Origin of the sequence: Micromonospora sp. NPDC049274 (genome assembly GCF_040678875.1) — a bacterium.
Taxonomy (GTDB): Bacteria; Actinomycetota; Actinomycetes; order Mycobacteriales; family Micromonosporaceae; genus Micromonospora.
In genome coordinates this window covers 141,547-161,693 of record NZ_JBFAQS010000014.1, presented here as the reverse complement: position 1 = coordinate 161,693, position 20,147 = coordinate 141,547, and the positions used below count along the sequence as shown (strand labels likewise).

Here is a 20,147-nt window from a genome sequence, read left to right as displayed (position 1 = left end):
GTCACCCGCCATGTCTGGTCTCCCTGGTCGTACCGCTAACCCAACTCCGCAGAGTCTAACAACGGATCTTCCGTCCGCCACCGGGTTCCGACTTGATGCCGCTTCGGGTATAGCTCGGGCTATAGTTATCCCATGTCTCATGAGCCGCCACGTCGCTGGGCGATCAGGACGACAACGGATGTCCGCGACTGGTTGCGATCTCTGCGGCAGACCGACCCGGCGACGTACCGGTCGGTCAACGTGGCCATCGACATGCTTGCGGAGGCGGGCCCTGGCCTGGGGCGTCCGCTGGTTGACACCCTCAAAGGTTCGACCGTCAGCAATCTCAAGGAACTCCGACCGAGGTCCGGAAGGGACGTTGCCGTACGGGTCCTGTTCGTCTTCGATCCCTGGTCCCAGGCCGTGCTGCTGGTGGCCGGCAACAAGGCAGGAGACTGGAACCGATGGTACGAGAAAGCGATCCCGGTCGCTGAGATCGCGTACGAGGGTTGGCTGGCCTTCGAGAGGAAACGGAGGGAGGGCTGATGAGCGACTTCCATGACTGGAACGACATTCGGGCCGAGCTGCACGACGGGGACGATGAAGCGCTCGACGCCGAACGTGCCCGCACCGAGGCGTGGATCAGCGCGTTCCATCTTGCCGAAGAGCGGAAGCGGCTGGGCCTGACCCAGCGACAGGTGGCTGAGCTGATGGGTGTCACGCCCGGTCGAGTCAGTCAGATCGAGAACGGCGACCTGGAGGCCAACGAGGTCGCGACGCTGAGCCGATACGCACGGGCGCTCGGGGCCCGCATGCGGATCATCTTCGACTACGGCGACGACCTCCGGCAGATCGCTTGATCCGGGGCCCGGGAGAATGACCTCAAGTAGGGGAGCCGTCCCGGGTAGAGGCGCGAGCCCTCTGGACAGCGACAGACGTCCGTCGGCGAGTTCTGATGACGGCCTCGATCACCGCCAGGTTGATGATCCAGGCCAGGGTCTGGCCGACCGGAATCATCGAGGGCGCCTGCGCGCCGATCTCGCCCGCGGTGACCCTGCCGAACGGGATCTGCACCAGCAGGAGCAGGGGTACGAAAATGCGAGCCGTGACGGCGAGGAAGGTCAGCGCGTAGTTGCGCATCATCCAGTTCCGGTGGGCGGCGAAGTCCCGCCGTCGGGCGGCCCGGTACCCGAGACCGCCGGTGATCAGCCACAGCGCTGCCGCGGTGGTGAGACTGATCTGCGTCAGGAGGTGACCGGACCACAACGCGACTGGGATCGCCGTGAGGCCGGACGGCAGGACTCCGATGACGAGGTAGCAGCGGCCGATGGTTCGGTGGATCCGTGGGCGGGCGCGCACCTTCGGTATGAACTGGAGAGGGCCGAGGATCAGCGCGACCGCGGCGGTGAAGATGTGCGTGACGAGCACGCCGTAGTGCATGGCGTCACTGACGTCGATACGGCTCTTCTGGATGTCCAGGGCCAGGTACGGGTACGCGAGCACCACGCTGACGACGACGGCGATGACGAGCAGCAGCCAGGGCGTTCGTTTCTGCATGCCCCCAGCGTTTCCGACGACGCCGTTTTCCGCGTCCGCCCCACGACGGCCGATGCGTACGTCAGGCAGCGTACGGCCAGGGGGTCGGCCCGGCCGGCGTCAGCGCTCTGCGGTGAGGCCGGCGCGGATGCCGAAGACGACGAGTTGGGCCCGGGTACGGGCATTCAGTTTCACCATCGCCCGACTGGCGTGGGTCCGCACGGTTGCCGGACTCAGCGACAGTTCTCGGGCGATCTGCTCGTTGGTGTGACCGGTGGCCACCCAGGCCACGACCTGCCGCTCCCGGTCGGTGAGCGTGTCGATGCCTGTGACGCCGCCGCCTGGCTGGCTGAACAGCGACACCACCCGCCGGGTCACCGACGGCGACAGCAGCGCCTCGCCGGCCGCCGCCACCCGGACCGCCCGAACCAGGTCCGCCGGGTCGGTGTCCTTCAGCACGAAACCAGCGGCCCCGGCCTGCAGCGCCTCGAAGATGTACCTGTCGATCTCGAAGGTCGTCACCACGATCACCCGGGTGCCCGCGAGGTCGGGCTCGGCCGCGATCGCCCTCAGCGTCGCCAGGCCGTCCAGGCCGGGCATCCGGACGTCCAGCAGCAGGACGTCCGGCCGCACCCGGCGCACCACCCGCAGTGTGTCGTGCCCGGAGGCTGCCTCGCCCACCACGGCCAGGTCGTCCTCCCGGTCGATGAGCACCCGCAGGCCCCACCGCACCAGTTCCTCGTCGTCGGCCAGGACCACCCGGATCACCCGGCACTCCCCACCGGTAGCCACGCCGTGACCTGGAAACCACCGCCGGTCCGTGGGCCGGCGGTGAACCGACCGCCGACAGCCTTGACTCTGCGGCACAGCCCCGACAACCCTCGGCCTCCCGTCGCGGCACCGTCGGCGGCGCCCCGCCCACGGTCACCTACCTGCACCACCACGTCACCGTCGACCGGTGTCACCTGCACATCCGCCGTGGTCGGTCCGGCATGCCGCAGCACGTTCGTCAAGGATTCCTGCACCACCCGGTACGCCACCGCGTCGACCTCATCGGTAAGCGCCACCTCGGTCATCGTCACCTCAACCGGCAGACCGGCCGCGCGGATCTCGTCGACGAGGGCACCGACACCGGCCAGCCCCGCCTCCCCGGCACGCGGATGGAACGCGTCGAGCATGCCGCGCAGGCCGGCCAACGACACGCCGCTGGTGGCCTTGATCGCCTCCAACGAGGCGCGCGCCTGGTCGGGGCGCTCGTCGAGCACCAACAGCGCGATCCCGGCGTGCATCGCGATCAGCGCGAAGCCGTGTCCGGCGACGTCATGCACCTCGCCGGCGAGCCGTACCCGCTCGGCCGTGGCCGCCCGGGCCACCAGATCGCGCCTGGCCCGATCCCGGGCCACAGTCGTGAGGTGCACCAGCGCGCCCAACGACCACGGCAGCACCACCCAGCCGGTCCATCCCATGGCGAGCAGGGCGGGCTGGTGCAGGTGCGGCATCGAGCGCAGCAGCACCGTTACCGAAGCGGTGAGCGCCGCGATCCCGCACGCGGCGGCGGACAGTCGCAGCGGCCGGCGTCTGGCCACCTCGAACATGGCGACCACCATGCACAACTGCACTGGCCCGTACGGGTAGCCGGCCAGCAGGTAGGCGCTGACGCTCAGCATGGCGCCGGCAAGTGCCCAGACCGGCGCCCGACGCAGTCCCACAGTCGCCAGTGCCGCCGCCGAGACCAGCGAGATCCCCCAGAAGTCCAGGGCCGCATCCGCGGTGTCCTGCCCGCGGGCCGCACCGATCGTGCCGGCGACGAGCACCGCCGCCGCCACGACCGTCCACATCAGGTCCGTCAGCCATCGGAACCGCCGGGGCCCGGGTCGCCCGTCGTGTTCGTCACCTCCCACGAGCCCGCCACGCCCCGAGCATCGCCACGACCCCCGTGACCGCGGCGAACGCCAGCCCGAGCGACATCACCACGTTGCCCGCGACGGTCCCCACATTGTCCGAACGGAAATTCGGCGTGAGTTGGCCGGCCGCCCACCCGCCGAGGACGATCCACAGCGAGATCAGCACCGAGAACACAGGCGCCCACCAGCGCGGGACGGTGAACACCACCAGGGCGCCGCACACCACGATGAAGACGACCCCCGGTGGAAACACGGGGAACTTGCCGGGGTCGGCGATCCACTGGATGAGCAGTCCCAGGATGCCCACCACCAGCCCCCACAGCGACAGCCTTGTGCTTCTCGATGCCGCCGCCACTCTCGCCACGATCGCGCTCACCGTCGAGGTCCTTCCGTCTCAGAGTTCTGTCGTCCGTCTGGGTGCGCCGTCCGGGCCGGCACGGATCTGTGCCGCCGAACGGCGGCGATCCCGAACGCGGCAGCCGCGGCGAATCCGGCCAGCTGGAGCCATGCCGCGCAGAACTGGACGGGTTCCGCCGGGGTACCGAGCCGATCCACGAAGGAGGCGTCGGAGAACCCGCCGACGAGAAACAGGACGCCCGTCACCACCGCCAACAACGGCATGAAGCGCCACCTGACGGCCGCCACCACGGCGGCCACCCCCAGGTAGATCAGCGGCCCCGGCCCGTCGTAACCGGCGACCAGGCTGCGGGAGGAGACAATCTCGGGACCAGCGTCGCCGATCGCCGCCACGACCAGCGCCACGCAGGTCGCGACGGCCCAGCGGCGCCGATCCGCCTTCGCCATGGATTGATCCGTCACGGCTCGACTATCCGCCGCCTGGCCGGGATCGGCGTCAGCCCACGGAAGGCTCGGCTCTACGCAAATCTGCGTAGCCGGGCCGGCTCACCGGGGCCGGTATTCGACCTCGGGGCGGCCGGGGGTGCCGTAGCGGGGGCTGCGGACCGCGCGGTCGATGGTGACCAGGTATTCCAGGTAGCGGCGGGCGGTCACCCGGGAGATGCCGGTCGTCGCGCTCACCTCGGTCGCCGACAATCCCGCCTGCGGGCCGGTCCCGTCGGCAAGCGCCGCGCGTACCCGATTGAGGGTCTGCGCGTCGAGGCCCTTGGGCAGGCTGTGCCCGGCGGCGCCGCGCAGGGTGGCGAACATCCGGTCCACGTCGTGCTGCGCGGCGACCTCACCGTCGGCGAGCGCCTGCGCACGGTAGTCGGCGTAGCGCTCCAGCTTGTCGCGGAACGCGGCGAAGGTGAACGGTTTCAGCAGGTAGTGGGTCACCCCGAGGGACACGGCCGTCCGCACCACTGCCAGGTCCCGCGCAGAGGTCACCGCCAGCACGTCGACACTGCTGCCGGCCGCGCGCAGCGCCCGGCAGACGTCCAGGCCGTGCAGGTCCGGCAGCCGAAAATCCAGGAGTACGAGGTCCACGTCGCCGCCGCCGCCCGCGCGCAGGGCCGCCATGGCCGCCCGCGCGGTGTGCGCCACCCCGACCACCACGAAACCGGGAACCCGTTCGGTGTACGCGGCATGCGCCTCGGCCAGCAGCGGCTCGTCCTCGACGACGAGCACCCGGATGTCTGTCATCGCGGGGCACCGCCGATCGGCAGGCGGACCGTGAACAGACTGCCGCCGTCGTCCGAGCGGCTCACGTCGTAGCTGCCACCGTGGCGGCGGACCACCTGCCCGATCAGCGCCAGACCGAGCCCTCGTCCGGTGCTCTTGGTGGACCAGCCGCGCCGGAACGCGTCCGCCACCCGGTCCGCGGCCAGCCCGGGACCGCTGTCGGCGACCCGGACCACCAGTTCGTCGTCGACGGCGCCGACGAAGACCCGCACCGTGCGTGGCGGTGGCGTGCCGGCGACCGCCTCCAGGGCGTTGTCGATCAGGTTGCCGACGACTGTGAGCAGGTCGTTTGTCGGCAGGGGGCTGTCGTCCAGGCGGCAGTCCGGCTCGATGACCAGGTCCACGCCCCGCTCGCCGGCCTGGGCGGACTTGCCGAGCAGCAGCGCGGCCAGGGCCGGCTCGGTGACCGCGTCGACGACCCGGTCGGTCAGCTGCTGCGCGAGGGCCAGGTCGCGCGTGCCGAGCCGGACCGCCTCGTCGGCCCGGCCCAGCTCCACGAGCGTCAGGACGGTGTGCAGCCGGTTGGCCGACTCGTGAGTCTGCGCCTGCAACGCCTCGGTCAGCGCGCGGACCGAGTCCAGCTCGCTGGCCAGGGTGCGCAGCTCGGTCTGGTCGCGCAGGGTCAGCACCGTGCCCAGCGGCGCGCCCTCGAAGCGGGCGGTCCGCTGGTTGGCCACCAGCACCCGGTCACCGGCCAGCATGGGCTCGTCGAGGGCGTCGCGGCCGGAGCCGAGCAGCTCGGCCACGGCGGGCGGCAGGTCGATCCCGGCCACCGGCCGGTCGGTGACCGGCTCGTCGGCGTCGAGGCCCAGCAGCCGCCGGCCCTCGTCGTTGACCAGCGCCACCCGCCGATCGGTGGTCAGCACCACGAGACCCTCGCGCACCGAGTGCAGGACCGCGTCGTAGTACTCGTACATTCTGGTCATCTGCGCCGGTCCCAGGCCGTGGGTCTGCCGGCGCAGGCGGCGGCTGAGCAGCCACGAACCGGTCGCGGCGAGCGCGAGCGCCGGCGCCGCGACGCCGAGCAGCACGGGAAGCTGGCGCAGCAGCTTGCGGTTGATGGCCCGGGTGGTGATGCCCACCGACACCAGGCCGACGATGCGCCGCTCTTCGTCGTACACCGGCACCACCGCACGCACCGACTCGCCGAGGGTTCCGACGTTTGTGGTGGTGAACGGTCGGCCCGCCAGGGCGGGCCCGATGTCGCCGACGAACGGCTCGCCGATGAGTTTCGGAGTCGGGTGCGAGTAGCGGGTGCGGTCGGGGGCCATCACGACCACGAAGTCGGTGTCCGTGGCCCGCCAGGTCGATTCGGCGTACGGCTGGAGGATGCTGGCCGGGTCGGCGGTCGTGAGGGCCGCGCGGACGTCGGGGGAGCCGGCCACGGTCTGCGCCACCGCGAGCACCTTCTCCTGCGCGGCCTGGCGGGAGTCGACGCGGGCCAGCCAGACGGCGCCCGCCGCGCCACCCAGTACGAGCAGCGTCACCACCACCGCCTGGAGGGCGAACAGCTGCCCCGCGATGCTCCACTGTCGTCGGGCCACCCCCAGCACCTCCTCGAGGTATTTCGCGGTGAACAGAATGACCGCAAGGATGTCAACGGGTGAGACGCGCTTCACATTGTCGACATGGACACCACCGAATCCACCACCACGGCGGAGCCGTCGGCCCGCCGGGACCGTACCCGTTACCTGTACCTGGCCGTCATCGTGGCCGTGCTCGCCGGCATCGTGGTCGGCCTGGTCGCCCCCGATTTCGGCAAGGAACTCAAGCCGATCGGCACGGGCTTCGTCAACCTGATCAAGATGATGATCAGCCCGGTCATCTTCTGCACGATCGTGCTGGGCGTCGGCTCCGTCCGGCAGGCCGCGAAGGTCGGCAAGGTCGGCGGTCTGGCGCTGGGCTACTTCCTGACCATGTCGACTGTCGCGCTCGCCATCGGCCTGGTCGTCGGCAACCTCATCCACCCCGGCGCCGGCCTTGACCTCGGCCAGGACCTCGCGGGCGCGGGCAAGGCCGCCGCCGGCGACGAGGCCGGCGGTACGGCGGAGTTCCTGCTCGGGATCATCCCGACCACCCTCTTCTCCGCGCTGACCGAGGGGGAGGTGCTCCAGACGCTGCTGGTGGCGCTGCTCGTCGGCTTCGCCGTGCAGGCGATGGGCCGGCGCGGTGAGCCCGTGCTCGGCGCGATAGCCGTCATCCAGCGGGTCGTCTTCAAGGTCCTCGCCATGATCATGTGGCTGGCGCCGGTCGGCGCGTTCGGTGCGATGGCCGCCGTCGTCGGCGCGACGGGTGTGGACGCCCTCAAGAGCCTCGCCCAGATCATGCTCGGCTTCTACGCCACCTGTCTGATCTTCGTGCTGGTCGTCCTCGGCGCGCTGCTGTGGTTCGTGGCCCGGATCTCGATCTTCTCGCTGCTGCGCTACCTGGGCCGGGAGTTCCTGCTGATCCTGTCGACCTCCTCGTCGGAGTCGGCGCTGCCCCGCCTGATCGCGAAGATGGAGCACTTCGGCGTGAGCAAGCCGGTCGTGGGCATCACGGTGCCGACCGGGTACTCGTTCAACCTGGACGGCACGGCGATCTACCTGACGATGGCGTCGCTGTTCATCGCCGACGCGCTGGGCAACCCGCTCTCCATCGGCGAGCAGATCTCGCTGCTGCTGTTCATGATCATCGCGTCGAAGGGCGCTGCGGGCGTCACCGGCGCCGGCATCGCGACCCTGGCCGGCGGGCTCCAGTCGCACCGACCCGACCTGGTGGACGGCGTCGGGCTGATCGTGGGCATCGACCGATTCATGTCGGAGGCCCGGGCGCTCACCAACTTCGCCGGCAACGCCGTGGCGACCGTCCTGGTCGGCACCTGGACCGGCGAGTTCGACAGGGATCGGGCGGCCGGAGTGCTACGCGGCGACGACCCGTTCGACGAGGCCACGATGCTCGACGACCACGACGACGACGAGTCGGCGGCACGCCCCGACGAGGCGTCCGCCCGGGCCGGCGTCCCCGCCTGACCCGTTCGGTCTTGATCGACACGGGTTCGGCGACTTGATCGACACGGGTTCGGCGAAACCGGGGTATCCGAACGCGTCGGACCCCCCGATTTCGCTGATCTCGTGTCGATCACCACCGAGAGGCGCCGACCGAAGCGTGTGCGGGTTACCGGGCGGCGGGCCGGTCGGTAGCGTGGGGCGTCGTTGCCCTCAGGGCCGCCGTGCAGAATTCGGCCGGTGGCAGGTATTCGTGGGCGGCCACGTAGTGGAGCAGGAGCTGAGGCGCGGCGTACACGACGCCGTCGCCCCGTACCTCGAATTCGGCGCTCTCGCGGGCGATCGCGCCCTGCCGAACGGCGTCTCTGGTGTCCTCGCCCAGGTCCCGGACGCAGATCTCGCAGTAGTGGTACCCGCGTGTCTGGCGGACGCGCACCGTGGCCAGTTCGGTCAGAGCGGACAGCAGCCCGTCCGGGGGAGCGCCGGTCGGGAACGGATGCGCGGCATCCAGCCAACCGACGTTGAGCAGCGGCTCGTCGGACGCCCGATGGCCGTCCTCGTCGTGCCGCTCCAGGTACGTGTACGGCGTCAGGTCCGCGAAGTAGGTCACGGGTTCTGTCTACCCTCGATGTACTTGACAGGCGATGTGTGAGCGTTAACATCGACAACCACCACTGTCTGTCGGGAGGTCCGATGACGCTCGTCCTCGCGCGTTCCACCGCACGGCGCATGGCGGGGCTCACGGCCCTGGTCGTCCTGCTCGCCGTCGGCCTGAGCGTCATCTCCGGAAAGCCGGCCGCGGCCTGGGACAACGGCACGGCGAACACCCCGCCGATGGGGTGGAACAGCTACGACTCGTTCAACTGGCGCGTCACCGAGTCCGACGTGCGGGCCAACGCCGACTACATGCGAGACAACCTGCGCCAGCACGGCTGGGAGTACGTCGTCATCGACTGGGCCTGGTACTACCCGGGCCAGCACAACAACAGCCCCAACCAGGACGCCAACCTCAATCCTCGGCTGCGGATGGACGCCAACGGGCGGCTGCTGCCGGACACGACGCGGTTCCCGTCTGCGGCGGGCACCAACGGGTTCAAGCCTCTCGCCGACTACGTGCACGACCAGGGCCTGAAGTTCGGCGTCCACCTGATGCGCGGCATCCCGCGGCAGGCGGTCGCGGACAATGTGCCGATCCTCGGCACCAACTGCCGCGCCAACCAGATCAACAACAGCACCACCGCGGCCTGGCTCAACCTGATGTGGGGCCTGAACATGTCCAACGCCTGCGCGCAGGCGTACCTGGACTCGGTCTTCCAGCTCCTGGCCAGTTGGGGTGTCGACTTCGTGAAGGTGGACGACATCGCGGCCCCGACGTACCGGCAGGCCGAGGTCGAGGGCTACCGGACCGCGATCCAGCACAGCGGTCGACCGATGGTGCTGAGCCTCTCGCCCGGCGCGACACCGCTGGCCAGTGGCGCGCACGTGCGGGACAACGCGCACATGTGGCGCATCGTCAACGACCTGTGGGACAACTGGTCGTCGCTCGACGCGCTGTTCGACCAGTTGCGCAACTGGACGCCGTACCGGACGACGGGCGCCTGGCCCGACCCGGACATGATCCCGATCGGACGGCTGTCGAAGTACGGGCCTGTCGGCTCGCCCCGCTACTCCGGGCTCACCGCCGACGAGCAGCGCACACTCATGAGCCTGTGGGCGATCAACCGGGCGCCGCTGATGTGGGGCGGCAACCTGGTCGAGAACCGCGCCGCCGAGCTGGCGTTGATGACGAACGCGGCGGTGCTCGCCGTCGACCAGAACAGCGCCAACAACCGGCAGCTCGTCGGCGGCACCCGGCAGGTGTGGACCGCCGACGTTCCGGGCAGCGACAACCGGTACGTGGCGCTGTTCAACCGCGAGAGCGCGACCGCCAACGTCTCGCTGAACCTGGCCGACCTGGGCATCGGCTCGGCCACCGTCACCGACCTGTGGTCAGGTGCGGGTCTCGGCACCGTCACCGGGACGCTCACCCGATCCCTCCCCGCCCACGGCAGCGGCCTGTACCGGGTGGCGCCGCTGACCACCGCCCCCACGCCTACCACCTACACGGTGGCCGCGCGGCACAGCGGCAAGCTTCTCGACGTCTCCAACGCGTCCACCGCCGACGGCGCCAACGTGGTGCAGTGGGGCGCGAACGGGCAGGCCAACCAGCGGTGGCGGTTCACCGACGCCGGTGGCGGCTACTCCACGGTGACAAGTGTCAGCAGCGGCAAGTGTCTCGACGTGTACGGCGGCGCGGGTGCCACCGGCGACGGCGTCCGGGTGATCCAGTGGGCCTGCAACGGCGGCACCAACCAGCAGTGGCGCGTCGAGGACCTCGGGACCGGGTACGTCCGGCTCGTCGCCCGCCACAGCGGCAAGTGCCTCGACGTGCAGAACGCCGCCACGGCGGACGGTGCCCAGGCCGTGCAGTGGACCTGCGGCACCGGCGCCAGCCAGCAGTGGCGACGCACCACCGTGTAGCGCGCCGTCGCCCCCTCGGCGTGATTCGGTCGCGAAACACGCCGCCCCCGCGCGACCCCGAGAACAATTGTGGATCGGAAAGGGGTGCCGCGACGAACCGGGGGAGCAGGCGTGCTCGCGACCAGCCTCCTCGGCCGGCTGCGTCGCCGTGACCCGGGGGACGCCGTCCTGCGGCGCGCGGTGCGCCTGACGCTCGTCGCGTCCGTCGTCTTCTACGCCTGCCGTTACGGGGCGGGCAGTCAGGTGCTCGCCACGTACGGGCTGTTCGGCACGATCGCCGCCGGGTCGTTCGCCCAGTTGCCCGGTCCGGCGCCGCAGCGGGCGCGGATCCTCGTCACGGCGCTGCCGGCGGTCTGGGCGTTGATCGCGGCCGGCACGCTGCTGGCGTGGAGCACGTGGGCCGCGGCCGGCGGAATGCTCGTCGTCGGGTTCGTCGTGTCGTTCGCGGGGGTCGGCAACCCGCGCCTGGTGGGTCTGGCCAGCGCCTTTCAGCTCTTCTACATCCTGGCGTCCTTCCCGCCGTACCAACCGGACACCCTGCCGCAGCGCCTCGGCGGGGTCACGCTCGCGGTCGTGCTGCTCGCCGCGGCCGAGGTGCTGCTCTGGCCCGACCCGGTGCCGGTCACCTACCGGCAGCTGCTCACCCGGGCGGCCGACGGCGTCGCGGCGTTCCTCGACGATGCCGCCGACGCGCTTACCGACCCGCACGCCGGTCACGGTGGCCGGGACAGCCGGCGTGCCCAGGCGTACGACCTGGTGGCCCCGCTCGGTCTCGGCCGTAACCCGCCGGAGCAGGCGCCGACCGCGGCGGGCGCCCAGGACCGGGCGCTGCGGATCTCCGCTGCGGCGTTGCGGGAGGTGCTCGCCGAGGCGGACCGGCTCGCGGCCGACGCCCCGCCCGAGCCGATCCCGGACCTGGCGGCGGCGCGGCTGCTGCGCGCCTGCGCGGAGACGACCAGGGCCGGCGGCCGGAGCCTGTCACCCGGCGTGGCACCTGTCGACCTGGGGAGCCTGGACGCCGCGATCCGCACGGCCGAGGCCGCGTACCCGGTGGAACGCGGTGGCGGTGCGCCGGACGTACCCCGGATGTGCCGGGACGCGACCGCGCTCGCCCTCGCCGACCAGGTGCGGGTCTTCGCCGTCGGCGCCCGGGTCGCCGCCGGGGCACGGCCCGCCGGGGGCGCGGCCTACCCCAGACTCTTCGAGTACGCGCGACACAGCCCGTGGACGCTGTACTGGCGGCAGTTCCGCGCCCACCTGGCGCCCCGCTCCGCCCACCTGCACAGCGCGCTGCGACTGGCCGTGGCGCTGTCGGTCGCCCGGGTGGCCGCCGGGGTGTTGCAGCTCCACCACGGCTTCTGGGTGCTCCTGACGACGCTCACGGTCCTGCGGACCTCGGCCGCGGACACGCGCACCGCGTTGCGACCGGCCGTGCTGGGCACGATCGCGGGCGTCGTCGTGAGTGGCCTGCTGGTGCTCCTCATCGAGGAGCCCATCGTGTACGCCGTCGTGCTGCCGGTCACGCTGCTGCTGGCGTTCGGTGTCGGTCGCCTGCTGGGCCCGGTGTGGCAGCAGGCGCTGTTCACCCTGCTGCTGACTGTCGTCTTCAGCCAGCTCAGCCCGGAGGGGTGGCGGCTCGCCGAGGCGCGTCTGGTCGACGTCGGACTCGGCGCGGTGGTCGGTGTGCTCGCCGGCGTCGCGATGTGGCCGCGCGGCGCGAGCCACGACCTGCGCCACAACGCCGCGCGGTACCTGACGGCCAGCGGGGACGCCGTCGCGCAGACCGTGGAGGCGGTGCTCGGCGACGCGCCGCCGCCCGAGGACGACCTCGATCGGGTCCGCCGGCGCATGGTCCTGGTCGACTCGTCCTACTGCCAGTACCACTCCGAGCGCCACGACCCCCGACGTGGGCGCGTCGACTGGGACGCCGCCCTGGGCGCCGGGCAACACGTCGTGCCCGGCGCCGAGTCGCTGCTGCGCCGCAACCCGCCCGGCTGCCTCGCCGGCTGGCCGGCGGCGGCGGTCCTGCTGCGCGACGCGGCCGGGCAACTGCGCACGGCGTACGACGAGCTGGCCGGCGAGGTGGCACACGGCCGGACCTCGGGCCCGGTGCCCACCCCGGCCGACTGTGTCGACGAGGTGGACCGGGTCCGCCCGCTGCTCGGCGCGGTGGACACCGCGGCGGTGCGGCACCTGGTGGAGGTCGACAGGTGGCTCGCCGGCCTCGCCGACAGCCTCAACCGGATCCACCCACCCGCCGACGGCGAGCCGTCCGGCGAACGCCTCAGGCCCTGACGAACGCCTGGAAGCCGTCGCCGCTCACCAGGGCACCGGACCGTTGTCATCGAAGAATCCGCCGGTCGCGCCGTCGTCGCCGACCGTGGCCCAGTACACCGAGGCGCGGGCGCCCTCGTCGGTGCTCTTCACGCCCTTGAAGCTGTTCAGGTCGGTGGCGACGTACCCGGGTGTGACGGCGTTGATCTTCACGTGCGCCAGCTCCGGATCATCGAGGAACGCGTTGGCGTACTTGACCGTCAACATGTTCACCGCGGTCTTGGCGGCCGAGTACGCAAACGACTCGTGCGAGTGGGCGAACATCGAGCCCTTCTCGGTGGCCTTGGCGAAGATCGCGGAGTCGCTGGAGAGGTTGACGATGCGCGGTGCCGCCGACCGACGCAGAAGCGGCAGCATGGCATGGATGACCCGGACGGTGCCGAACACGTTGGTCTCGAACTCCGGGCGCATGTCGTCGGCCGACACCTCGACGGCCGGCTTGCGGATGAGCATCCCGGCGTTGTTCACCAGGACGTCGAGGCGGCCGTACTCGTGGTCGACGAACTCGGCTGCCTGCCTCACCGACGCGTCGTCGGTGACGTCGATCTGCACCGGGCGCACCGTGAGCCCGGCGTCGACGAGGTCCTTGGCGGCTTCGGCCCCGCGCTGGGCAGCACGGCTTCCCAGGAGAACGGTGAGGCCGCGTTCGGCGAGCTGCCGCGCGGTGGCCAGACCGACGCCCTTGTTGGCGCCGGTGACCAGGGCGATCTTTTCGGTGGACATGTGTCGTCACTCCCTTGGGGCAGGGGACGTAGGATCAGAAGTGATAGTGCCCCTACACTTTTACCGTAGGGGGCCTACGTTTGACAAACGACGAAGGGTGGCAGGGTGGCGATCCCCGCGTCGCGACGTCCGAAACGAGCGGACGCCCGCCGCAACTTCGACGCGCTGCTCTCGACGGCCCGGGAGGCGTTCGCCGAGAACGGTGCGCAGGCCTCACTGGAGGAGATCGCCCGGCGGGCCGGGGTGAGCATCGCCACCCTCTATCGCAACTTCCCCACTCGAGAGGACCTGGTGGAAGAGGTCCACCGTGAGGAGGTCGAAGCCCTGTGCCGCGCGGCCGCCGACCTCGATGCCCTCGACCCGTGGGACGCCCTCGTCACCTGGCTGCGCCACTTCGTCGACTACATCGGCACCAAGCTCGCCTTCGCCGACGCGCTCAACCGCACCAGCGACAGCTTCCAGGCCTGCCGCCGGGCAATGCGCCAGGCTGGCGGCCCGCTGCTCGAACGCGCGCAACGAGCCGGTGTCGCGCGCCCGGAGCCGTCGATCGACGACATCCTGCGCATGGTCGCCGGCGTGAGCACCGTCTCGTACGTCGACGACGCGCAGCGCGAACGCGTCCTCGGACTGACACTCGACGGCCTGCGGGCGGCCCCTGCCGGCTGAGCACGGTGAGGCTGGCTCCGTCGGACCGTCCGCAGGCCGCCCGTAGCGGATTGGTCGTGCCACGGCGAGATGATCCCGCCTAGCGTCGACGTCATGGAGATCGCGCAGGCACAGCAGTTGTGGAAGCCGGAGCCCGGCTGGTTGAACACGGCCTCCTACGGATTGCCGCCCGAGCCGGCCTGGACGGCGTTGCAGGAGGCCCTGGCCGGCTGGCGGCTGGGCAGCACGTCGTGGGAGGGCTGGGGTGAATCGGTGCACCGCGCCCGTACCGCCTTCGCCGGTCTGATCGGCGTGTCGGCTTCTGACGTGGCGGTTGGCGCGACAGTCTCCCAGATGCTCGCGCCGGTGGCGGCGGGGCTGCCGGCGGGGGCCACCGTGGTGGTTCCGGAGATCGAGTTCACCTCGAACCTGTTCCCCTGGCTGGTCCAGGAGGAGCGGGGCGTCACGGTCCGCACGGTGCCGGCGGACCGGCTGGCCGACGCGATCGACGCCGACACCTACCTCGTCGCGTTCAGCCTGGTGCAGTCGTCCGACGGCTCTCTCGCCGCGTACGACGAGATCGTGGCCGCGGCCCGCGCGCACGACGCGCTGGTGGTGGTGGACGCCACCCAGGCGTGCGGGTGGCTGCCCTTCGACGGGAGCCGGGCCGACGTGGTGACGGTGGGCGGCTACAAGTGGCTGATGAACCCACGCGGCACGGCGTACACCTATCTCGCCCCGGCGCTGCGCGAGCGGCTGCGCCCGGACGCGGCCGGGTGGTACGCGGGCCGCGACCCGCACGCCTCCTACTACGGCCCGCCGCTGCGGCTGGCCGACGATGCCCGGCGGTTCGACATCTCGCCGGCCTGGTTCAGCTGGGTGGGCGCGGCGCCGGCCATGGAGTTGGTCGCCGAGATCGGGGTGCCGGCGATCCGGGAGCACGACGTGGCGCTGGCCAACCGGTTCCTGGCCGGCCTGGGCCGACCGCCGGCGGACAGCGCCATCGTCAGCGTCGACGTGCCCGGCGCGGAGCAGCGTCTCGCGGCGGCCGGCATCCGGGCGGCGGTACGCGCCGGACGGGTCCGCGCCTCGTTCCACCTCTACTCCACCGAAGCCGACGTGGACGCGGCTCTGGAGGCGCTGACGGGCTGACCCGACTCAGGCCAGGTGGCCGCCGATCTTCGTGTACCCGCGCAGCAGGTCCCGGGAGATGATCAGCCGCTGCATCTCGTCGGTGCCCTCGAAGATGCGGTAGAGCCGGACCTGTCGGTACCAGCGCTCGATGGGCAGCTCCCGGGTGTAGCCCATGCCGCCGTGGATCTGGAGCACCCGGTCGACCACCCGGTTGACCATCCCGGCGCCGTAGAGCTTGCCCATCGACGAGGCGTGCCGGGGGTCCAGGCCCTGGTCGACAGTCCACGCCGAGCGCAGCACCAGCCAGCGGGCCGCCTCCAGCTCGGTCTCCGAGTCGGCGATCATCCACTGGATGGCCTGGTTGGTGCCGATCTTCGCGCCGAACGTCTCGCGGGTGTTGGCGTAGTCGATCGCCATCTGGAGGACCCGCTCGGCGATGCCGATGGCGTGCGACGGGATGGTGTAGCGGCCCTTGCCGATCCACTCCATGCCCAGCGTGAAACCCTGCCCGATCTCGCCGAGGATGTTGCGGTGCGGCACGCGTACGCCGTCGAAGATCAGCGACGCGGGTCCGCCCTCGCCCATGGTCTGGATGAACTCCGAGCGCCAGCCCATCGACCGGTCCACCAGGAAGGCGGTCGCGCCGCCGTTGCGGGCGCCCTTCTCCCGGTCGGTCACCGCGACCACGATGGCGAAGTCGGCGTCGTGGCCCCCGGTGATGAACGTCTTCTCGCCGTCGAGGATCCAGTCGTCGCCGTCGCGGCGGGCGGACAGCCGGATGTTCGCCGCGTCCGAGCCGGCGCCCGGCTCGGTGATGGCGAAGCAGGACCGCCGCTCGCCCTCGATCGTCGGGATGAGGAACTCCTGCTTCTGCTCCTCGGTGGCGTGGAACAGGATGTTGTCGGCCTCACCGCCGAAGCGGAACGGCACGAACGTGTGACCCAGCTCCGTCCAGATCAATGACTGGAGGACGGCCGGCAGGTTCATCCCGCCGTACTCCTCGGGGGTCGCCAGGCCCCAGAAGCCGAACTTGCGCGCCTTGAGTTGCAGCTCGCGCACCTCGGAGTGGTCCAGGCCCGGCTGGTGCGCGCGTTCCCGGCGCAGCACCTCCGCCTCCAGGGGCATCACCTCGCGGCGGATGAACGACCGGACGGTGTCCCGCACCGCCCGCTCCTCGTCGGTGAGCGAAAAGTCCACGGTGGTCCTCCTGGCGTCGGCGCGGCCGGTCGCCTCTAAACTAGCGGTGTAAGTTTTGATGCGTCCAGACCCCACGACCCGGACCCGACGAGGAGCGCAGTGCCCCGACCCCGCCAGCCCCGGCTCACCCGGCAGCTGATCGTCGACGCCGCCACGGCGCTCATCGACGCCGAGGGTCTGCCCGCGCTCTCCACCCGTCGACTCGCCGCCGCGCTGGGCGTGCAGGGCCCGTCGCTCTACAACCACTTCGCCACCAAGGACGAGATCCTCGACGCGGTCGCCGACACGGTCACCGGCGCCGTCGACACCAGCGGCTTCACCGGCCGGGACTGGGCCGCCGCGCTGCGCGACTGGGCCTGGTCGTACCGGCGGGCGCTCACCGCGCACCCGAACATCGTGCCGTACCTGGCGCAGGGTCCCGGCCGCCGACCGGCAGCGCTCGCCATGGCCGACGCGGTCTACGGCGGCCTCGTCCGCGCCGGGTGGCCACCGGCCCGCGCCACCCACATCGGCGCGGCGCTGCGCTACTTCGTGGCCGGCTCGGCGCTCGGCTCGTTCGCCCGCGGTTTCGTCGAGGACCCCGAGCTGTACGCCGCGCACTACCCCCACCTGCGCCAGGCGCACCGGCTCGCCGAGCACCAGCAGAGCGTGGACGAGGGCGCCTTCGCCCTCGGCCTGGACGCGTTGCTGCACGGCCTGGCTGCCGAGTACGCCCGCACCGTCGGGCCGGTGGAGTCCGGCCGGCCCAGCGGGTAGCGTCCAAACTCCCGGCGCTAGTTTCCTCGCCCGCCGCGACCCCGCCACCGTCACCCGCCGTCGCCCCGCCCGCCGTCACTCGACCCGCCGCCACCGCCCGTCGCCCACCCCGGAAGGGACGCCATGGACCTCGCCGCCCCGCCGTCGCTGCTGCCCGATGCCCTGCGCCTCAGGCGCCACCTGCACGTCGGCGGAGAGTGGACGTCTCCCGCCGGCACCGACGTGATCGACGTGGAGAACCCGAGCACCGGTGAGCCGATCGGTCAGGTGCCCGCGGGCACGGCGGCCGACGTGGACGCCGCCGTCGCCGCCGCCCGCGCCGCCTTTCCCGGCTGGGCGGCCACCGCGCCGGCAGAACGGTCCGCGTACCTGGACCGGCTGCACGCCGCGCTCGCCGCGCGCGCCGACGACCTCGCCCGCACCATCGCGGTCGAACTGGGCGCCCCGCTCAAGCTCGCCACCCGTGTGCAGGTCGCGCTGCCACTGATCGTGCTGCGCGACCACGTGGCGCTCGCCGCCCGGCCGCCGGTCGAGGAGACCATCGGCAACTCTCTCGTCGTCCGCGAGCCGATCGGCGTGGTCGGCGCGATCACCCCGTGGAACTACCCCCTGCACCAGGTGATGGCGAAGGTCGCGCCCGCGCTCGCCGCCGGCTGCACTGTCGTCCTCAAGCCCAGCGAGTTGACCCCGCTGACCGCGTACCTGCTCTTCGACGCGGTCACCGAGGCCGCTCTGCCGCCGGGTGTGCTCAACCTGGTCCCCGGCACCGGCGCGGTCGTCGGCGAGGCGCTCGCCAGGCACCCCGACGTCGACCTGGTCTCGTTCACCGGCTCCACCGCCACCGGCACACGCATCATGCGACTCGCCGCCGACCGGATCGCCCGGGTCGCGCTGGAGCTGGGTGGCAAGTCCGCCAACGTGATCCTCCCCGACGCCGACCTGCCCACCGCGGTCAAGGTAGGCGTCGGCAACGCCCTCATGAACTCCGGTCAGACCTGCACGGCGTGGACCCGGATGCTTGTGCACCGCGACCGGTACGCCGAGGCGCTCGACCTGGTCGCGAAGGCGGTGGCCGGCTACGGAGTCGGCGACCCGTTCGACCCGGCCACCCGGCTCGGCCCCCTGGTCTCCGCCGCTCAGGCGACGCGGGTGCGCGGGCACGTCGAGCGGGCTCTCGCCGAGGGCGCCCGCCTCGTCGCCGGCGGCCCGGACGCCCCGGTGCCGGCGCGGGGGCACTTCGTCGCCCCGACCGTCTTCGCCGACGTGCACCCGGACGGCGCGCTCGCCCAGGAGGAGGTCTTCGGCCCGGTGCTCGCCGTACTCCCGTTCGACGACACCGACGAGGCCGTGGCCATCGCCAACAACTCGCGCTACGGGCTCGCCGGTGCGGTCTGGTCCGCCGACACCGAGGCGGCGCTCGCGGTGGCGCGGCGGCTGCGGACCGGCGCGGTCGACATCAACGGCGCGGCGTTCAACCCGCTCGCGCCCTTCGGCGGTTACAAGCAGTCCGGCCTGGGCCGGGAGCTGGGCGTGCACGGGCTCGCCGAGTTCTGCGAGCTGAAGGCCATCCAGCGATGAGCGGCCCCGAGCGGGCCGGCGCGCCGGCGGTGGGTGCTGCCGCGACGGCCGGCGTGTCGGCGGTGGGCGCCGAGCCGGCCGTCGCTGTTGGGCCGGCGGGCGCGCCGGTCACCGTCCGCGCGCTTGTCGCGCGCGGGCCCGGCGCCGAGCTGCGGGTCGAGCGGGTACGCCTGCCCGCGCCCGGCCCCGGCGAGGTGCGGGTGACGATCCGGGCGGCCGGCGTGTGCCACTCCGACCTGTCCATGGTCAACGGCACCCTGGCCGCGACGTTCCCGCTGGTGCTCGGGCACGAGGCGACAGGCGTGGTGGCCGAGGCAGGTGCGGGCACCCGGCTGCCGGTCGGCACGCCTGTGGTGCTCAACTGGGCGCCCGCCTGCCGGGCGTGCTGGTGGTGCCGGCACGACGAGCCGTGGCTCTGCGCCGCCAACACCGCCCCGACGGTGGCGCGCGGCGAGACCGAGGACGGCGTACCGCTGCACCTCACGCTCGGCCTCGGCGCGCTCGCCGAGGCGGTGGTGGTGCCGGAGAGCGCGGTCGTGCCGATCCCCGCCGGGTTGCCCGCCGAGCAGGCCGCGCTGCTCGGCTGCGCGGTGCTCACCGGTGTCGGCGCGGTCGGCAACACGGCCCGGGTCGCGCCCGGCGAGTCGGTTGCCGTCATCGGGCTCGGCGGGGTCGGGCTCGCCGTTCTCGCCGCCGCCCGCCGGGCCGGCGCCGCGACGATCCTCGCCGTCGACGTGGCCGAGGCGAAGCGGGACCTGGCCCTCGCCGCCGGGGCCACCGACTTCCTGCTCTCCGACGACCGGCTCTCCAAGGAGGTGCGGGCGCGCACCGAGGGTCGGGGCGTCGACCACGCCTTCGAGTGCGTGGGGCGCGCCGCCACGATCCGGTCGGCGTGGCGGCTCACCCGGCGCGGGGGAGCGGTCACCGTGGTCGGCATGGGTGCCAAGGACGACATGGTCAGCCTCGGCGCGCTGGACATCTTCCACTCCGCGCGGACCCTGCGCTCCTCGGTGTACGGCTCGTCGGACCCGGACCGGGAGGTGCCGGTGCTGGCCGCTGAGCTCGCCGATGGCGCGCTGGATCTGCGCGTGCTGGTCAGCGGCACGGTCGGGCTGGACGAGGCGCCCGCCGCGTTCGACCGGCTGGCTCGAGGCGAGGGCGCTCGCTGGGTGGTCACGCTGGACTGAGCGAGCAGGCTCGCGTGCCGGCCGTTTCC

At 72.0% G+C, this 20,147-nt stretch carries 20 protein-coding genes; 10 read left to right on the top strand and 10 right to left on the bottom strand.

Annotation, left to right across the window (positions count from 1 at the left end):
* Positions 1–132: 132 nt before the first annotated feature.
* Both AB0K10_RS24515 and AB0K10_RS24510 read left to right on the top strand, forming a co-directional pair.
* Positions 133–525 (top strand): type II toxin-antitoxin system RelE/ParE family toxin, encoded by a 393-nt coding sequence (locus AB0K10_RS24515; protein ID WP_363687049.1) that lies wholly within the window; start codon positions 133–135, stop codon positions 523–525.
* Positions 525–839: a helix-turn-helix transcriptional regulator gene (locus tag AB0K10_RS24510; protein WP_121654474.1), complete on the top strand. Its 315-nt coding sequence runs from the start codon at positions 525–527 to the stop codon at positions 837–839. The genes AB0K10_RS24515 and AB0K10_RS24510 overlap by 1 nt, the downstream gene beginning before the upstream one ends.
* Before the next feature lie 22 nt (positions 840–861).
* Here AB0K10_RS24510 and AB0K10_RS24505 read toward each other — a convergent pair whose 3' ends face one another.
* The 7 genes from AB0K10_RS24505 to AB0K10_RS24475 form a co-directional block, all read right to left on the bottom strand.
* On the bottom strand, positions 862–1,536 hold the full coding sequence (locus AB0K10_RS24505) for a DUF2306 domain-containing protein (protein ID WP_363687047.1): 675 nt from the start codon (positions 1,534–1,536) through the stop codon (positions 862–864).
* A gap of 99 nt (positions 1,537–1,635) precedes the next feature.
* A complete protein-coding gene (locus AB0K10_RS24500) occupies positions 1,636–2,283 on the bottom strand; it encodes a response regulator transcription factor (RefSeq protein ID WP_363687045.1) in 648 nt (215 codons plus the stop codon).
* Positions 2,280–3,353: a histidine kinase gene (locus AB0K10_RS24495; RefSeq protein ID WP_363687044.1), complete on the bottom strand. Its 1,074-nt coding sequence runs from the start codon at positions 3,351–3,353 to the stop codon at positions 2,280–2,282. Before AB0K10_RS24495 ends, AB0K10_RS24500 begins: the two co-directional genes overlap by 4 nt.
* 52 nt (positions 3,354–3,405) lie before the next feature.
* Positions 3,406–3,795 carry a hypothetical protein gene (locus tag AB0K10_RS24490; RefSeq protein ID WP_363687042.1) on the bottom strand — a complete coding sequence of 130 codons (390 nt, stop codon included), beginning with the start codon at positions 3,793–3,795 and terminating at the stop codon, positions 3,406–3,408.
* Positions 3,792–4,223 (bottom strand): hypothetical protein, encoded by a 432-nt coding sequence (locus AB0K10_RS24485; RefSeq protein ID WP_363687040.1) that lies wholly within the window; start codon positions 4,221–4,223, stop codon positions 3,792–3,794. The genes AB0K10_RS24490 and AB0K10_RS24485 overlap by 4 nt, the downstream gene beginning before the upstream one ends.
* Before the next feature lie 99 nt (positions 4,224–4,322).
* The gene (locus AB0K10_RS24480; RefSeq protein ID WP_363687038.1) at positions 4,323–5,018 is read right to left on the bottom strand and encodes a response regulator; all 696 of its coding nucleotides are present in this window, start codon (positions 5,016–5,018) and stop codon (positions 4,323–4,325) included.
* Positions 5,015–6,676 carry a sensor histidine kinase gene (locus AB0K10_RS24475; RefSeq protein WP_363687036.1) on the bottom strand — a complete coding sequence of 554 codons (1,662 nt, stop codon included), beginning with the start codon at positions 6,674–6,676 and terminating at the stop codon, positions 5,015–5,017. The genes AB0K10_RS24480 and AB0K10_RS24475 overlap by 4 nt, the downstream gene beginning before the upstream one ends.
* A gap of 9 nt (positions 6,677–6,685) precedes the next feature.
* Between AB0K10_RS24475 and AB0K10_RS24470 the strand changes: the two genes are divergently transcribed.
* Positions 6,686–8,068: a cation:dicarboxylase symporter family transporter gene (locus AB0K10_RS24470; RefSeq protein WP_363687034.1), complete on the top strand. Its 1,383-nt coding sequence runs from the start codon at positions 6,686–6,688 to the stop codon at positions 8,066–8,068.
* 145 nt (positions 8,069–8,213) lie between these two features.
* Here AB0K10_RS24470 and AB0K10_RS24465 read toward each other — a convergent pair whose 3' ends face one another.
* A complete protein-coding gene (locus AB0K10_RS24465; RefSeq protein ID WP_363687032.1) occupies positions 8,214–8,654 on the bottom strand; it encodes a hypothetical protein in 441 nt (146 codons plus the stop codon).
* An 83-nt stretch (positions 8,655–8,737) separates the two neighbouring features.
* Between AB0K10_RS24465 and AB0K10_RS24460 the strand changes: the two genes are divergently transcribed.
* Together AB0K10_RS24460 and AB0K10_RS24455 are read left to right on the top strand one after the other, a co-directional pair.
* On the top strand, positions 8,738–10,564 hold the full coding sequence (locus AB0K10_RS24460; RefSeq protein WP_363687030.1) for an alpha-galactosidase: 1,827 nt from the start codon (positions 8,738–8,740) through the stop codon (positions 10,562–10,564).
* Between the two features lie 111 nt (positions 10,565–10,675).
* Positions 10,676–12,859: an FUSC family protein gene (locus AB0K10_RS24455; RefSeq protein WP_363687028.1), complete on the top strand. Its 2,184-nt coding sequence runs from the start codon at positions 10,676–10,678 to the stop codon at positions 12,857–12,859.
* Positions 12,860–12,883: 24 nt separating this feature from the next.
* On the opposite strand, the gene AB0K10_RS24450 is transcribed toward AB0K10_RS24455, so the two are convergent.
* Positions 12,884–13,621 carry an SDR family oxidoreductase gene (locus AB0K10_RS24450; RefSeq protein ID WP_363687026.1) on the bottom strand — a complete coding sequence of 246 codons (738 nt, stop codon included), beginning with the start codon at positions 13,619–13,621 and terminating at the stop codon, positions 12,884–12,886.
* A gap of 105 nt (positions 13,622–13,726) precedes the next feature.
* Here AB0K10_RS24450 and AB0K10_RS24445 point away from each other — a divergent pair, with 105 nt between their 5' ends.
* Complete coding sequence (locus AB0K10_RS24445) at positions 13,727–14,287, top strand: helix-turn-helix domain-containing protein (protein ID WP_363687024.1); 561 nt, start codon at positions 13,727–13,729, stop codon at positions 14,285–14,287.
* Between the two features lie 93 nt (positions 14,288–14,380).
* A complete protein-coding gene (locus AB0K10_RS24440; protein WP_363687022.1) occupies positions 14,381–15,418 on the top strand; it encodes an aminotransferase class V-fold PLP-dependent enzyme in 1,038 nt (345 codons plus the stop codon).
* 6 nt (positions 15,419–15,424) lie between these two features.
* Here the strand turns inward: AB0K10_RS24440 and AB0K10_RS24435 are convergent, their stop codons facing one another.
* Positions 15,425–16,597 (bottom strand): acyl-CoA dehydrogenase family protein, encoded by a 1,173-nt coding sequence (locus AB0K10_RS24435; protein ID WP_007458234.1) that lies wholly within the window; start codon positions 16,595–16,597, stop codon positions 15,425–15,427.
* 99 nt (positions 16,598–16,696) lie between these two features.
* Here AB0K10_RS24435 and AB0K10_RS24430 point away from each other — a divergent pair, with 99 nt between their 5' ends.
* The 3 genes from AB0K10_RS24430 (at position 16,697) to AB0K10_RS24420 (ending at position 20,118) form a co-directional block, all read left to right on the top strand.
* A complete protein-coding gene (locus tag AB0K10_RS24430) occupies positions 16,697–17,353 on the top strand; it encodes a TetR/AcrR family transcriptional regulator C-terminal domain-containing protein (RefSeq protein WP_266249994.1) in 657 nt (218 codons plus the stop codon).
* A 123-nt stretch (positions 17,354–17,476) separates the two neighbouring features.
* The gene (locus tag AB0K10_RS24425) at positions 17,477–18,931 is read left to right on the top strand and encodes an aldehyde dehydrogenase family protein (RefSeq protein ID WP_363687019.1); all 1,455 of its coding nucleotides are present in this window, start codon (positions 17,477–17,479) and stop codon (positions 18,929–18,931) included.
* Entirely contained in the window at positions 18,928–20,118 is a 1,191-nt protein-coding gene (locus tag AB0K10_RS24420) for a zinc-binding dehydrogenase (RefSeq protein WP_363687017.1), read from the top strand. Before AB0K10_RS24425 ends, AB0K10_RS24420 begins: the two co-directional genes overlap by 4 nt.
* Positions 20,119–20,147 lie beyond the last annotated feature (29 nt).